Origin of the sequence: Streptomyces sp. NPDC047886 (genome assembly GCF_043204435.1) — a bacterium.
In the GTDB taxonomy this organism is placed as follows: domain Bacteria; phylum Actinomycetota; class Actinomycetes; order Streptomycetales; family Streptomycetaceae; genus Streptomyces.
On the sequence record NZ_JBIDCF010000001.1, the window covers coordinates 1,294,894 to 1,309,541 of the forward strand.

At 71.6% G+C, this 14,648-nt stretch carries 10 protein-coding genes; 6 read left to right on the plus strand and 4 right to left on the minus strand.

The window, feature by feature from the left end:
- Positions 1-7: 7 nt before the first annotated feature.
- On the minus strand, positions 8-1,273 hold the full coding sequence (locus tag ACGF5U_RS05645; RefSeq protein WP_392713149.1) for a glycosyltransferase family 39 protein: 1,266 nt from the start codon (positions 1,271-1,273) through the stop codon (positions 8-10).
- Between the two features lie 291 nt (positions 1,274-1,564).
- Here ACGF5U_RS05645 and ACGF5U_RS05650 point away from each other — a divergent pair, with 291 nt between their 5' ends.
- The 3 genes from ACGF5U_RS05650 to rfbD are packed head-to-tail and all read left to right on the plus strand — an operon-like array spanning position 1,565 to position 4,568.
- Positions 1,565-2,632, plus strand: a complete 1,068-nt coding sequence (locus ACGF5U_RS05650; RefSeq protein ID WP_392713151.1) for a glucose-1-phosphate thymidylyltransferase — start codon at positions 1,565-1,567, stop codon at positions 2,630-2,632.
- The gene (gene rfbB, locus ACGF5U_RS05655) at positions 2,629-3,687 is read left to right on the plus strand and encodes a dTDP-glucose 4,6-dehydratase (RefSeq protein ID WP_392713153.1); all 1,059 of its coding nucleotides are present in this window, start codon (positions 2,629-2,631) and stop codon (positions 3,685-3,687) included. The genes ACGF5U_RS05650 and rfbB overlap by 4 nt, the downstream gene beginning before the upstream one ends.
- A complete protein-coding gene (gene rfbD, locus ACGF5U_RS05660) occupies positions 3,684-4,568 on the plus strand; it encodes a dTDP-4-dehydrorhamnose reductase (protein ID WP_392713155.1) in 885 nt (294 codons plus the stop codon). The genes rfbB and rfbD overlap by 4 nt, the downstream gene beginning before the upstream one ends.
- On the opposite strand, the gene ACGF5U_RS05665 is transcribed toward rfbD, so the two are convergent.
- Both ACGF5U_RS05665 and ACGF5U_RS05670 read right to left on the minus strand, forming a co-directional pair.
- Positions 4,549-5,241 (minus strand): dTDP-4-dehydrorhamnose 3,5-epimerase family protein, encoded by a 693-nt coding sequence (locus ACGF5U_RS05665; RefSeq protein ID WP_392713220.1) that lies wholly within the window; start codon positions 5,239-5,241, stop codon positions 4,549-4,551. The two genes, rfbD and ACGF5U_RS05665, sit on opposite strands and share 20 nt — an antisense overlap.
- A gap of 210 nt (positions 5,242-5,451) precedes the next feature.
- A complete protein-coding gene (locus tag ACGF5U_RS05670; RefSeq protein ID WP_392713157.1) occupies positions 5,452-6,078 on the minus strand; it encodes a TetR/AcrR family transcriptional regulator in 627 nt (208 codons plus the stop codon).
- A 163-nt stretch (positions 6,079-6,241) separates the two neighbouring features.
- Between ACGF5U_RS05670 and ACGF5U_RS05675 the strand changes: the two genes are divergently transcribed.
- The 3 genes from ACGF5U_RS05675 to ACGF5U_RS05685 are packed head-to-tail and all read left to right on the plus strand — an operon-like array spanning position 6,242 to position 9,315.
- A complete protein-coding gene (locus ACGF5U_RS05675; protein WP_392713158.1) occupies positions 6,242-7,177 on the plus strand; it encodes an ABC transporter permease in 936 nt (311 codons plus the stop codon).
- Entirely contained in the window at positions 7,170-7,940 is a 771-nt protein-coding gene (locus ACGF5U_RS05680; protein ID WP_392713160.1) for an ABC transporter ATP-binding protein, read from the plus strand. Before ACGF5U_RS05675 ends, ACGF5U_RS05680 begins: the two co-directional genes overlap by 8 nt.
- Positions 7,941-7,977: 37 nt before the next feature.
- Positions 7,978-9,315 carry a glycosyltransferase 87 family protein gene (locus tag ACGF5U_RS05685; protein ID WP_392713162.1) on the plus strand — a complete coding sequence of 446 codons (1,338 nt, stop codon included), beginning with the start codon at positions 7,978-7,980 and terminating at the stop codon, positions 9,313-9,315.
- Between the two features lie 66 nt (positions 9,316-9,381).
- On the opposite strand, the gene ACGF5U_RS05690 is transcribed toward ACGF5U_RS05685, so the two are convergent.
- Entirely contained in the window at positions 9,382-14,352 is a 4,971-nt protein-coding gene (locus ACGF5U_RS05690; RefSeq protein ID WP_392713163.1) for an NAD-glutamate dehydrogenase, read from the minus strand.
- Positions 14,353-14,648: the final 296 nt, after the last annotated feature.

Here is a 14,648-nt window from a genome sequence, read left to right on the forward strand (position 1 = left end):
GGTCGTTTCAGGGACGGTCGGACGCCACCGCCGTGGGTGGGGCCGTCCCGGTCCCGGCGCGTGGCTTGGCGATGTCCACGGGGAGCCCGGTCGGCGGCCCCTGGGCGCCGGTGCGCCGTGCGGCGGACAGCACGCGGTGGATGCCGGTGGCGACGCAGACGCCGAGCACCGCCCAGCCGAGCGCGCCGAACGCCATCTCCGTGACGGTCCAGTGGACCGGGCGCTGCCCGGAGTAGACGGAGGTGGTGACCCCGCCGACGACGACGCCGTACGCGAGGCCCTGCCACAGGCCGACGACGAAGAGCCCGGCGGCCGGCCAGGCCAGGTACTGCACGCCCGACGCGGTGCTGAGCAGCAGCAGGAGGCCGAGCGTGACGGCGACGGCGACGGGCAGGTCGGTGGGGCGCCGCCGGACCAGCCAGACGCCCACCGCGGTCAGGCCGAGCACGATGAGGTAGTGGCCGTCGCCGCGCAGGAGCTGTACGTACTCCTCGGGGACGCCCGCCCAGCGGGCGAAGCGGATGACGCCCCAGAAGCTGAAGTTGCCGCCCGCGTATTCGAGGACGTTCGCCTTGAGCCCAGCCGGCACGGTGGCGATCACCGGGCCCCAGACGACGAGGAACAGCGCCGCGAACCCGGCCGAGAACCGGATCAGGGCGGGGCGCCCGAGGTGCCAGGCGGCGACGAAGAACAGCGGGACGGCGACGATCGGAATGAGCTTCACGCTGATGCAGAGTGCGGCGGCGACACCGGCCGCCCGCGGCTTTTCACGGTCGATGAGCAGGTAGGCGGCGGCGAACGCGAACATGACGGCGACGGAGTCGGTGTTGCCGTGGTAGCCGGAGGTGGCCACGAGCACCGGGCAGAGTGCGGCGCCGAGGGCGCAGAACACGGCCGTCCGCAGGGTGCCGCGCCGTCGCACGATCTCGAACACGAGAATGACGGTGACGAAATCGGCGAGGCAGGCGGGGAACCGGATCATGGGGCCGAACGGCACTCCGAACCCGGTGAGTTTCTCCATCCCGAGGAGCATCCAGCTCGCCAGTGGCGGATGGTTGTAGACGGGCAGGCCCGGCAGGGGCTCCGCGTAGACGCGCAGTGGTCCCGTCTCCGCGATGACCCGGGCGAATCCCTCGAAGAAGCGCACGTCGGCGGGGCCGCGAGTGGCAGCCGCGAGCGCCGTTTTCGAGAAGAACGCGATCGCCGCGACGACGATGACGGCGATTCGGGCTTTCCGTACGTCCCAGGACAGGGACGACATTCGGACGTTCATGGTTGACGAACGTAGCAATACCGATGGCGTGAGGCGAAGCACCGATTAACACACTTAAAGCCCAGTGGCCGCAATGGAGTTCGGCGTACGGGTGTTATCCCAGCGGGTTCATCGCCGGATCACCGTGGTATCGCGCCGGGATCTCCACCCGAGTGAATTTCCCGAATCACACGTATGGCGCATGGCAGGTCGTAATTCGTGGCGTTCAACTGTCGTTCACAACCTGCACCTTGTTCCAGATTCCAGCCACCCCACTTCCCCGACGGCTCAGGTCAGGTCAGGTCAGATCCAGTGAAAGCACTCGTACTCTCCGGCGGCGCGGGCACCCGGCTCCGCCCCATCACCCACACGTCCGCGAAACAGCTCGTCCCGGTCGCCAACAAACCCGTGCTGTTCTACGGGCTGGAGTCGATCGCCGCGGCCGGCATCCGCACGGTCGGCATCATCGTCGGCGACACCGCCCAGGAGATCCGGGAGGCGGTGGGCGACGGCTCACGGTTCGGTCTGGACGTGACGTACATTCCGCAGCACGCGCCGCTGGGCCTCGCGCACGCCGTGCTGATCGCCACGGAGTTCCTCGGCGACGACGACTTCGTGATGTACCTCGGCGACAACTTCATCGTCGGCGGCATCACCGATCTGGTGGAGGAGTTCCGCGCCACGCGCCCCGACGCGCAGATCCTGCTGACCAAGGTGGCCGACCCGCGCGCCTTCGGCGTCGCCGAGCTCGACATCGACGGCCGCGTGGCCCGCCTGGAGGAGAAACCGACCCAGCCCCGCAGCGATCTGGCGCTGGTCGGCGTGTACCTGTTCACCCCGGCCGTGCACGAGGCGGTGCGCCGCATCGAGCCTTCGGCGCGCGGCGAGCTGGAGATCACGCATGCGCTCCAGTGGCTCATCGACGAGCGGCGCACCGTCAAATCGACGGTGATCTCCGGCTATTGGAAGGACACTGGCAATGTCGCCGACATGCTGGAGGTGAACCGCTCCGTGCTGGAACTGCTCACACCGGCCAACGAGGGCAGCGTCGACCGGACGACCGAGATCATCGGCCGGGTGCGGATCGGCGGCGGCGCCGTCGTGCGCGGCTCGCGGATCGTCGGTCCGGTCGTCATCGGGGCGGGCACGGTCGTGGAGAACTCGTACATCGGGCCGTCCACGTCCATCGCGGAGAACTGCCGGGTGACCGACAGCGAGATCGAGTACTCCATCGTGCTCAGCGGTTCGTCCCTGCACGGGGTGGGACGGGTCGAGGCGTCCCTCATCGGCCGCAACGTGGAGATCACCCCGGCCCCGCACATCCCCGCCGCGCACCGGCTGGTGCTCGGCGATCACAGCAAGGTGCAGATCTCGGCATGAACACGGCTCTCGACACGACCCCCCGCACACGCGTGCTGGTGACCGGCGGCGCCGGATTCATCGGCTCCCACTACGTCCGTACGCTGCTGTCCCCGACGACCACGGCCACGGCCGGCACGGCGACGGGCCCGGCCGCAGACCCGCCGGCCCCGGCCGAACGCCTCGACGTCACCGTCCTGGACAAGCTCACCTACGCCGGCAACCCGGCCAATCTGGACCCGGTCCGCGAGCACCCCGGCTTCACCTTCGTCCGCGGTGACGTCTGCGACACCGAGCTGGTCGGCAAGCTGGTCTCCGAGCACGACGAGATCGTGCACTTCGCGGCCGAGTCGCACGTGGACCGCTCCCTCTCCGGCGCCGCCGAGTTCGTCAGGACGAACGTGCTCGGCACACAGACGCTGCTGGACGCGGCCCTGCGCCACCGGCTGCGCGCCTTCGTGCACGTCTCCACCGACGAGGTGTACGGATCGATCGACTCCGGTTCCTGGACGGAGAGCGAACCGGTACGGCCGAACTCCCCGTACGCCGCGACGAAGGCGTCCGCCGACCTGCTCGCCCTCTCCTACCACCGCACGCACGGCCTGGACGTGCGCGTGACGCGCTGCTCCAACAACTACGGCCACCACCACTTCCCCGAGAAGGTGATCCCCCTCTTCATCACCCGGCTCCTCGACGGCGGGCGCGTCCCGCTGTACGGGGACGGCTCCCACGTGCGGGACTGGCTGCACATCGACGACCACGTCGCGGCGATCGAGCTGGTCCGGCGGTCCGGCCGGGCCGGCGAGATCTACAACGTCGGCGGCGGCACCGAGCTGACCAACCGGGAGCTGACCGGGCTGCTGCTGACGGCGTGCGACGCCGACTGGTCCCGGGTCGACCACGTCGACGACCGCAAGGGCCACGACCGGCGGTACTCGGTCGACTGGAGCAAGATCCGCGACGAACTCGGCTACCGGCCCCGCAAGGACTTCGCCACGGGGCTCGCCGAGACCGTGGCCTGGTACCGCGACAACCGCTCCTGGTGGGAGCCGCTGCTGGGCCGGGCGGCGCTGTGAGGACCGTACGCAGGCGGTGGCTGGTGACCGGGGCGGGCGGCCTGCTCGGCCGGGACGTGGTGGCCAGGCTGGGGGCACGGGCGGTCGGCCTGGACCGGCGGGCGCTGGACCTGACCGACCCCGTGGCGGTACGGGCGGCGCTCGCGGCGCACCGGCCGTCGGTGGTGGTCAACTGCGCGGCGTGGACGGCCGTGGACGAGGCCGAGTCACGGGAGCGGGAGGCCCTCGCCGTCAACGGCACGGCGGTGCGGCACCTCGCGGAGGCGTGCGCCGAACTCGGGTGCGTGCTGCTGCACGTCTCGACGGACTACGTCTTCGGCGGCGACGCGTGCGTGCCGTACCCGGAGTACGCGCTGCCCGGACCGCGCACCGCCTACGGCAGGACGAAACTCGTCGGCGAGCGCGCCGTCATCGAACTGCTGCCCAAGCGGGGCTATGTGGTGCGCACGGCGTGGCTGTACGGGGCGGGCGGCGCCAACTTCGTCCGGACGATGATCCGGCTGGAGGCGGCACGGCCCGCCCTGGACGTGGTGGACGACCAGCGCGGCCAGCCGACCTGGAGCGCCGACCTCGCGGACCGGCTGCGCGCGCTGGGCCGGGCCGCGCTGGCCGGGCGGGCGCCCGCGGGCGTGTACCACGGCACCAACGCCGGCGACGGCACCTGGTGCGAGCTGGCCCGCGAGTCGTTCCGGCTGCTGGGCGCCGATCCGCACCGGGTGCGGCCGACGTCCAGCACGGCGTACCCGAGGCCCGCGGCGCGCCCGGCGTACAGCGTGCTCGGGCACGACCGCTGGCACGCCGCGGGCCTCGAGCCGCTGCGGGACTGGCGGGAGGCGCTGGCGGCGGCGCTTCCCGCGCTGGTCACCGCCGAGCGGCGGTGAGCCCCCGTCCGGCGCCCCGGGAGTGCGCGGCGCTGGACTGCGCGGCGCCGGACCGCGCGTCACGGGCCGGGGCGCCGCGCAGGGCGCGGAGCGCCTCGTACCAGTGGACGCAGTCCTCGTAGGACGGCAGCAGCCCCCCGCTCTCCGCGTCGGCGAGCGCGGGGGCCGCCGCGTCCTTGGCGGACAGGACGGGCGCGAGTCCGGCCGGCCACTCGATGCCCAGGTCCGGGTCGAGCGGGTGGACGCCGTGTTCGCGCGCGGGGTCGTAGCCGCGCGAGCAGAGGTAGACGACGGTGGCGTCGTCGGTGAGGGCCATGAACGCGTGCCCGAGCCCCTCGGCGAGGTACACGGCCCGGCGGTCGCGGTCGTCGAGCCGTACCGCCTCCCACGCGCGGTAGGTCGGTGAGCCGGTCCTGACGTCCACGACGACATCGAGGACGGCGCCACGCACACACGTGACGTACTTGGCCTGACCCGGCGGTACGTCGGCGAAGTGGACGCCGCGCAGGGTGCCCCGAGCGGAGATGGAGCAGTTCGCCTGGGCGAGCCCCAGACCGTACCCGGCGGCCTCGGCCAGCTCGGGGGCCCGGAACCACTCGTGGAAACTGCCCCGCTCGTCCCGGAAGACCTCCGGTTCCCTGACCCACGCGCCTTCGATGCTCAGCTCCCGCACAGCGGTCACCGTCCTTTCGTGTCGCGCCCCCTCATGTCCCCGCTGTCAACCGACGGGACGCCGCCACGTCACCGAACCCGCACCCGATCGGGTGACGCGGCAGCACGGCGGCGACACGGCCGCCTGTCAGGGTGACCCGTGGGTCACGAGGTGACGCCTCGGATCAGAACGCCGTACGCCAGGGCGGCCGTACGTGGGGGCGGCCGTACGTCAGGGCGTGGTGGTGAGCGCCGCGACCGCCGACGCGGCCAGCGTGTCGAGGTAGCCCGGCGGGAGGTCGCCGCGGACGACGACGAGCCGCCAGTACAGGGGGCCGATGATCAGGTCGAGTGCCCGGTCCGGGTCGGCGCCCTCCGGCAGCTCGCCGCGCTCCACCGCGTCGCGCACGACGAGCGCGGCCACGCCCTGCTGGCTGTCGAGCAGGGCCGCCTTGATCGCGTCGGCGATCTCGGGGTGCCGGGCCGACTCCACCAGCAGGTCCGGGATGACCTGCGAGGCGACCGGGTGGCGCAGCGCGTGCGAGGCGACCTCCAGCAGGGCGCGGACGTCTCCGTAGAGCGAGCCGGTCGCGGGCGCGGGCAGGCCCTGCGCGGCGAAGACCGTCAGCAGGTCGAGCACGAGCGACAGCTTGGACTTCCAGCGCCGGTAGACGGCGGTCTTGCCGACGCCCGCGCGGCGGGCGATCCCCTCGATCGACATCCGGGCGAAGCCGACGGCGGCCAGCTCCTCGAACACGGCGGCGCGGATCGCGTCGGTCACGTCCTCCCGGAGCACGGCGGCTCCGGCGGGGGCGCGGCGTGGGGTTCCGGGCGGCGGTGGGGTCATGGACCGGATCATAGCGTGACGACCCCGTCACGACGAGACGGTTGCGTTCCGACGTCATACCGGCCTAGTCTCGCCGTAGCGACGATACGGGTCCGTTCCATCGCCGGTGACCGCGAGGCTCCGGCCCCGTACGGGCCCGCCCCCACACCGCCCCCGTCGAAAGGCGACCGCTTCTGTGAGCACGATCGCGCCACCGGCCACCGCGCCGCCCCAGGAGGCGCTCCCCACGGCGCCGCACGGCCCCGGGGAGCTGCGGGAACTCGCCCTGCGGCACGGGCTGACCGTCAGCGGAGCCCGGCCGTCCCTGCCCGGATACCTGCGGCAGCTGTGGTCCCGGCGCCACTTCATCACCACGTTCGCCACGGCCCGGCTCACCGCGCAGTACAGCAGGGCGCGGCTCGGCCAGCTGTGGCAGGTGATGACCCCGCTGCTCAACGCCACGGTGTACTACTTCATCTTCGGCGTGCTGATGAACACCCGCGAGCACGTGCGGGACTTCGTCCCGTTCCTGGTCACCGGCGTGTTCATCTGGACGTTCACGGCCGGCACGATCACCGCCGGCACCCGCGCGATCAGCGGGAACCTCGGCCTGGTGCGCGCACTGCACTTCCCGCGCGCGAGCCTGCCCGTCGCGCTCGCCCTCCAGCAGCTCCAGCAACTGGTCTTCTCGCTGGGCACGCTCGTCGTCATCCTGCTCGGCTTCGGCATGCGCCCGGGACCGGCCTGGCTACTGGCCGTACCGGCCCTGACCCTCCAGGCCCTGTTCAACACCGGTCTGGCGCTGGTGATGGCGCGGATCACCGCGGCGACCCCGGACGTGGCGCAGCTGATGCCGTTCGTGCTGCGCACCTGGATGTACGCGTCGGGCGTGATGTGGAGCATCGAGCACGTCGTGGCGAACAGCGACCTCCCCCGGGCCGTGCTGGTGGCGCTGGAGTGCAACCCGGCCGCCGTCTACATCGACCTCATGCGCTTCGCGCTCATCGACAGCTTCACCTCCGCCCAGCTGCCGCCGCACGTGTGGGCGGTCGCGACGGGCTGGGCACTGCTCGCCCTCGTGGGCGGCTTCATCTGGTTCTGGCAGGCAGAGGAGACGTACGGCCGTGGCTGAACGCATTCCGACCGTCGTGGTCGACGACGCCCATGTGACCTACACCGTCCAGGGCGCGGCCAAGGGCAGGGGCAGCGCGACCTCCGCCCTCAGCCGGATGTTCTCCCGTCGGCGGAGCAGCCCCGGCACCCGGAAGGTCCACGCCGTCAAGGGCGTCAGCTTCGCCGCGTACAAGGGCGAGGCCATCGGCCTGATCGGCTCCAACGGCTCGGGCAAGTCCACACTGCTCAAGGCCGTCGCGGGCCTGCTGCCGACCAGCCAGGGCCAGATCTACACCCAGGGGCAGCCGTCCCTGCTCGGCGTGAACGCGGCGCTCATGGGTGATCTGACCGGCGAGCGCAACGTCATCCTGGGCGGGCTCGCGATGGGCATGTCCCGGGGCGAGATCCGCGACCGCTACGAGCAGATCGTGGACTTCTCTGGGATCAACGAGAAGGGCGACTTCATCTCGCTGCCGATGCGCACGTACTCCTCCGGCATGGGCGCGCGCCTGCGGTTCTCCATAGCCGCCGCCAAGTCGCACGACGTCCTGCTGATCGACGAGGCGCTGGCGACGGGCGACGCCGACTTCCGCAAGCGCAGCCAGGAGCGCATCAACGAGCTGCGCGGCGAGGCGGGCACGGTCTTCCTGGTCAGCCACAGCAACTCCACGATCAAGGAGACCTGCGACCGGGCGATCTGGCTGGAGGCCGGCCGGCTGCTGATGGACGGCCCGTCGGCGGAGGTCATCGACGCGTACGAGCGGCATACGCGGATGAGATAGGACAAAGAGAACGCACGGGGGGTTACAGTGCGCTGCGATGACGATGCACCGGATCAGCGCACGCCGCCCGCCCCGCCCCTCCCGTCCGCCCCTCCCGTCCCGCCCGCGCCGCTCGTTCCTTCCGCCCGGCCTGTCCCGTCCCGGCCGTCCGGCCGGTACCGTGCGGGCTCGCCGCGACCGGCCGGGGCCGCTGCCGCTCGCCGCCCTCTGGGTGCTGACCCGGGCCGGCATGCTGCTGCTCCTGTGGCGCGACACGCTCGGCATCGGAGGCATCGGACGCGAGGTCCACGTCCTCTACCAGCACTGGTACGAACAGCTCGCCGACGGCGCCTTCCCCCTGAACGACGTCACCTGGCAGTACCCGCCGGGCGCCGGCCTGGTGATCCTGGCGCCCGGGGCGGTGCCGGGCCTGACGTACTACGAGGCGTTCGTCGGACTCACCCTGCTCGCCGACGCCGCCGTCACCGTCGCCCTCGCCCGAGCGGGCGGCAGCGGCGCCTGGTACTGGACGGGCGGCCTGCCGCTGCTGCTCCACCTCCCGCTCGCCCGGTACGACGTGCAGGTCACGGCCCTCGCCGTGGCCGCGCTGCTCGCGCTGCGGACCGGGCGGCACCGCACCGGCGGGGTGCTCGCGGGCATCGGCGCCCTGGTCAAGGTGTGGCCGGCGCTCGCCCTGCTGGGCACGCCCCGGGGACGCGCCACGCGCCGGGCGTGGACCTCGGCGGCGGTGGCGGGCGCGGCCCTGTGCGGCGCCCTCGCGTTCGCCCTGCCGCACGCGCTGGACTTCCTGCGGCACCAGGGCAACCGGGGCGTGCAGATCGAGTCGCTCGGCGGCACCGCCCTGTCGCTGGCGCGGCTGACCGGATGGCCGGGAGGCATCGAGTACCGCTACGGCGCCTTCGAGTTCACCGGCCCCTATGTGTCGACCGTCGCGAACGTGGCGCTGATCCTCACCGTCGCCGCCTTCGGCTGGCTGCTGCTGTGGCGGCTGCGCTCCCGGCGCTGGAACGCGGCGACACCGCTGGACACGGCGCTCGCGGCGGTGCTGCTGTTCACGGTCACCAGCCGGGTCATCAGCCCCCAGTACCTGGTGTGGCTGCTGGGTCTCGCCGCCGTGTGCCTGACCTGCCGGGAGACGACCCAACGCCCGGTCGCGCTGCTGCTGCTGCCCGCCGCCGCGCTCAGCGCGCTCGCCTACCCGGTGCTGTACGAGGACCTGCTCGCCGTGACACCGCTGGGCTGCGGGCTGATGGTGGCGCGCAACGGGCTGCTGGTCGCCGCCGCGCTGCTGTCCTGCCGCCGCCTGTGGACGGCGACGGTCACGCCCGAACCGGCTCCGCACCCAGCTCCGGCTCCGGAACCCGAGCCGGCATAGCGAAAGGGCGCCCACCGCACCGGGCGGGCGCCCCCTTCACTCACGTACGGAACTCCGTGGCCGCGCTCACGTGTGCGTACGCAGCAGCGTCCGCATCGTCCGCATCGCGACCGACAGGTTCGCCAGGTCGAACGCGTCCGAGCTCTGGATCTCCTCCAGCGTCGTGCGCGCCCGCGACAGCAGCGACGCGTTCTTGCGCTCCCAGTCCTGGAACCGCTCCTGCGGCGTGGAGGCGCCGTTGCCCACGGACAGCACGTCCGAGGTGAGCGCGGCGTGCGCGGCGTACAGGTCCTCGCGGATGGAGGCGCGGGCCATGGACTGCCAGCGGTCGGCCCGCGGCAGCTCGATGATCCGGTCCATCAACTGGGTGATCCGCAGCCGGTCGGCCAGGTCGTAGTAGACCTCGGCGACGGACAGCGAGCCCTTGCCGGTGCGGTCCGCGATCGCGACGATGTCGAGCGTCGGGAAGGCCGAGGAGAACCCGGCGACCCGCAGCGCCAGCTCGTCCGGGACGCCCGCCCCGGTGAGCTCCTCCACCAGCGACTCGTACCAGTCCAGGTCGGCGCCGCGCAGCATCTTCGGCAGCTCGTTCCAGACGTCTTCCACGCGCTCGGCGAAGAAGTCGATGGTCTCGGCGAGCTGGAGCGGCTGCGGCCGGTTGTTCAGCAGCCAGCGCGTGCCGCGCTCGACCAGGCGCCGCGAGTGGAGCCGGATCCGGGTCTGCGTGTCCGCCGCGACCCGGTTGTCGAGGGCCTCCACGGCGTCCCAGACCGCGCTCAGCCCGAAGATCGCGCGGGCGGCGGTCTGCGCCCTGACGATCTCCTCGATGGACGCGCCGGTCTCCTCGCGCAGCCGGTGCAGGAACGTGGAGCCGCCGGTGTTGACGGTGTCGTTGACCAGGATCGTCGTGATGATCTCGCGGCGCAGCGCGTGCGTGTCGATGTGCTCGGGGAACTCCTCGCGCAGCTTCGACGGGAAGTACGCGTGCAGCAGGCTGCGCAGGTACGGGTCGTCGGGCAGATCCGTACCGATCAGCTCCTCCGCCACCGTGATCTTGGTGTAGGCGAGCAGCACGGCCAGCTCGGGCTGGCTGAGCCCCTTGCCGCCGTTGAGGAGTTCACGGATCTGGCGGTCGTTGGGCAGGAACTCCAGCGAGCGGTCCAGGGCCCCGTCACGGCCCAGGCGGCGCATGAAGCGCTGGTGGGCGTGGAGCAGCGACGGGGACTGCGTGACCGCGTTGGCGAGCGCCACGTTCTGGGCGTAGTTGTTGCGCAGCACCAGCGAGCCGACCTCGTCGGTCATCTCGGCGAGGATCCTGTTGCGCTGCTTGACGGTCATGTCGCCGTCCACGACGAGACCGTTGAGCAGGATCTTGATGTTCACCTCGTGGTCGGAGGTGTCCACGCCCGCGCTGTTGTCGATGGCGTCGGTGTTGATCCTGCCGCCCGTGCCGTCGGGGCCGCCCTTGCGGGCGAACTCGATCCGGCCGAGCTGGGTCAGACCGAGGTTGCCGCCCTCGCCGACGACCTTGACGCGCAGGTCCTCGCCGTTGACGCGGATGGCGTCGTTGGCCTTGTCGCCGACATCGCCGTGCGACTCCGTGGCGGCCTTGACGTACGTGCCGATGCCGCCGTTCCACAGCAGGTCGACCGGCGCCTGCAGGATCGCCTTCATCAGCTCGGCGGGGGTCAGCTTGGTGACGCCCGCCTCGATGCCGAGGGCGGCGCGCACGTGCGCGTTGACCGGGATGGACTTGGCCGTACGGGGGTGGACGCCGCCGCCCGCGGACAGCAGCTCCGTGTCGTAGTCGGCCCAGGAGCTGCGCGGCAGCTCGAACAGGCGGCGGCGCTCGGCGTACGAGACGGCGCTGTCCGGGTCCGGGTCGATGAAGATGTGCCGGTGGTCGAAGGCCGCGACGAGCCGGATGTGCTCGCTGAGCAGCATGCCGTTGCCGAACACGTCACCGGACATGTCGCCGACGCCGACGACCGTGAAGTCCTGGGTCTGGGTGTCGTGGCCGAGCTCGCGGAAGTGCCGCTTCACGGACTCCCAGGCGCCGCGGGCCGTGATGCCCATGCCCTTGTGGTCGTAGCCGGCGGAGCCACCGGACGCGAAGGCGTCGCCGAGCCAGAAGCCGTACTCGACGGCGACCTCGTTGGCGATGTCGGAGAACGTCGCGGTGCCCTTGTCCGCGGCGACGACGAGGTACGTGTCGTCGCCGTCGTGGCGGACGACCCCGGCGGGCGGCACGACCTCGCCCGCGACCAGGTTGTCGGTGATGTCGAGCAGCGCCGAGATGAACGTCCGGTAGCTGGCGATGCCCTCGGCGAGCCAGGCGTCACGGTCCACGGCCGGGTCCGGGAGCTGCTTGGCGACGAAGCCGCCCTTCGCGCCGACCGGCACGATGACGGTGTTCTTCACCATCTGCGCCTTGACCAGGCCGAGGATCTCGGTACGGAAGTCCTCGCGCCGGTCGGACCAGCGCAGGCCCCCTCGGGCGACCTTGCCGAAACGCAGGTGGACGCCCTCGACACGCGGGGAGTACACCCAGATCTCGTACGCCGGGCGCGGCGCCGGCAGGTCCGGGATGGCCTGCGGGTCGAACTTCATCGACACGTAGCCGTGCGGCCTGCCGGTGCCGCCGGCCACCCGGCCCCCGGTGTCGCCGGCCTCGCTCTCGCTCTGGAAGAAGTTGGTGCGCAGCGTCGCCTTGATGACGGTGAGGAAGGAGCGCAGGATCCGGTCCTCGTCGAGGCTGGCGACCTGGTCGAGGGCGCCGTCCAGCTCCTCCAGCAGCCCGTCGGTCAGCTCCGTGCCGGCCCGCTGCCGCTCCGGCGACATCCGCGCCTCGAACAGCGAGACCAGCAGCCGGGTGGTGTGGACGTTGTTGCGGAGGGTGTCCTCCATGTAGTCCTGGCTGAACGTGGACCCGGCCTGGCGCAGGTACTTGGCGTAGGCGCGCAGCACCATCGCCTGCCGCCAGGTCAGTCCGGCGCTGAGGACCAGCGCGTTGAAGCCGTCGTTCTCGGCCTCGCCGGTCCAGGACGCGGCGAACGCCTCCTGGAACCGCTCGCGGGCGTCCTCGGCGAGGTAGCCGCTTCCGCCGTTGCCGGTCACGGCGGGCATCCGCAGGCCGAAGTCGTAGATCCAGGCGTGCGAGCGGTCGGCGCAGCGCAGTTCGTACGGGCGCTCGTCGACGACCTCGACGCCGAGCCGGTTGAGGACCGGCAGGACGGCGGAGAGCGAGACCTGCGGGCCCGTCTTGTAGATCTTGAAGCGCCGCTCGCCGGGTGCGGCGCCGACCGGCTCGTACAGGGACAGCGCGAAGTCCTCGGCGCCGCCCTTGGTGAGCTGCTCCACCTGGACGACGTCGGCGACGGCGGAGCGCGGCGAATGGTCGGCCTTGTAGCCCTCGGGGAAGGCGTTCCCGTAGCGGCGCAGCAGGTCGGCCGCGCGCTCCTCGCCCGTCTCGGCGTTGAGCGCCTCGGCGAAGCCGTCGGCCCACGAGCGGGCGGCCTCGACCAGCCGGCCCTCGATCCGCTCGATGTCGGCCTCGGTCAGCGGGGTGATCGTGGTGCCCTGCGGGACACGGACGACGAAGTGGAGCCTGGACAGGACCGACTCGGTGTTCCAGGCGGTGAAGTCGACGCTGGTACCGCCGAGCTCCTCCTTGAGGATGTCCGTCAGGCGCTCGCGGACCGTGGTGTTGAACCGGTCGCGCGGCAGGTAGACGAGAGCGGAGTAGTAGCGCCCGTACTCGTCCTGACGCAGGTAGAGCCGCAGCCGGCGGCGCTCCTGGAGGTACAGCACGCTGGTGACGATGGAGCGCAGCTCGTCGACGGGCGTCTGGAAGAGCTCGTCGCGCGGGTACGTCTCCAGGATCTGGAGCAGGTCGCGCCCGTCGTGCGAGTTGGGCGAGAAACCGGCGCCGTCGAGGACCTCGGCGACCTTGCGGCGGATGACCGGCACGCGGCGCACCGACTCGGTGTACGCGGCCGACGAGAACAGGCCGAGGAAGCGCCGCTCGCCGACGACGTTGCCGTCGACGTCGAACTTCTTGACGCCGATGTAGTCGAGGTAGGACGGCCGGTGGACGGTGGCGCGGCTGTTGGCCTTGGTGAGGACGAGCAGCTTGTGCTCGCGGGCCTTGGCGCGGGCGTCGGCGGGCAGCCGGTTGAAGGACGGCGACACGGGGTGGCCGTGCGCGTCGTCGCCGCTGTGGTGCGGGTCGGAGCGGAGGATGCCCAGGCCGGTGCCGGGCACGGCGGCCAGCGCGTCCCCGTCGACCAGGTTGTACTCACGGAAGCCGAGGAAGGTGAAGTGGTCGTCGGCGAGCCAGCGCAGCAGCTCGCGGGCCTCCTCGACCTCCGTGTCGCGCAGGTCGTCGGCGATGGGCTCGCCGGGCAGCTCCTCGGCGATCCGCAGCGCCGCGTCGCGCATCTTCTCCCAGTCCTCGACCGCCTCGCGGACGTCGGACAGCACGCGCAGCAGATCGGCGGTGATCTGCTTCAGGTCGGCGCGGTCGGTCTCGCGGTCGATCTCGACATGGATCCAGGACTCCACCAGGGCGTCGTGCGGCCGGTCGCCCCGGGCGACATCGGCGCCGATGACCTCGATCAGCCTGCCGGTGACATCACGGCGGACGGCGACCTGAGGGTGGATGACGACATGGATGCCGCGGTTCTGCCGGGACAGCCCGTTGGTGACGGAGTCCACCAGGAACGGCATGTCGTCGGTGACGACCTCCACGACGGAGTGGCTGCACGTCCAGCCGTTCTCCTCGACCGTGGGCGTGTGGACCCGGACGTTCGCCGTTCCCTGCGGGCGGTTTTCGGCCAACCTGTAGTGGGACAGAGCCGCGCCGTAGATGTCGACCGGGTCCCGGTCGGCCAGGTCCTCCGGAGCCGTGTGCAGGTAGTAGCGCTGGAGGTACTCGAGCACGGTGTCCGGGTCGGGCCGGTCCCCGCTCTCGTTCTCAGCTACCCGGGCGGCCCGTTCGAGCAGCTCGGCCTTGGCTTCGTCCAGCTTGGTCTGCATGTCCTCTGGCTCCTGTCGCGCGCCGTTGCGTGACGTAGGTGAAGGGTGTGACACAACGCCATGACCCGGGGTATCCGGTCTGGGGCGACGCTATGCCGGGATGAGAGATGTCCGGGCCGTTATCGGCCAATCTCGACGCGAGCGGCGGGAGGGCGGCCGGACAGGGAAGATCAACGGTCGCCCGGGCGTCACTGTCGCGCGCCGGGCGCTGGCCGGGGGCTTCGCTGCCCCCACGGCATATCGCGCTGATCACGGGTCCAGGCTATCGCTCCTCACCCCTCGGCCGTCATGAGCCG

Coding starts and splice junctions, on each gene's coding strand:
- ACGF5U_RS05645 (WP_392713149.1), bottom strand. CDS start 1,273: ATGAACGTCCGAATGTCGTCCCTGTCCTGGGACGTACGGAAAGCCCGA.
- rfbB (WP_392713153.1), top strand. CDS start 2,629: ATGAACACGGCTCTCGACACGACCCCCCGCACACGCGTGCTGGTGACC.
- ACGF5U_RS05670 (WP_392713157.1), bottom strand. CDS start 6,078: ATGATCCGGTCCATGACCCCACCGCCGCCCGGAACCCCACGCCGCGCC.
- ACGF5U_RS05685 (WP_392713162.1), top strand. CDS start 7,978: ATGACGATGCACCGGATCAGCGCACGCCGCCCGCCCCGCCCCTCCCGT.
- ACGF5U_RS05690 (WP_392713163.1), bottom strand. CDS start 14,352: ATGCAGACCAAGCTGGACGAAGCCAAGGCCGAGCTGCTCGAACGGGCC.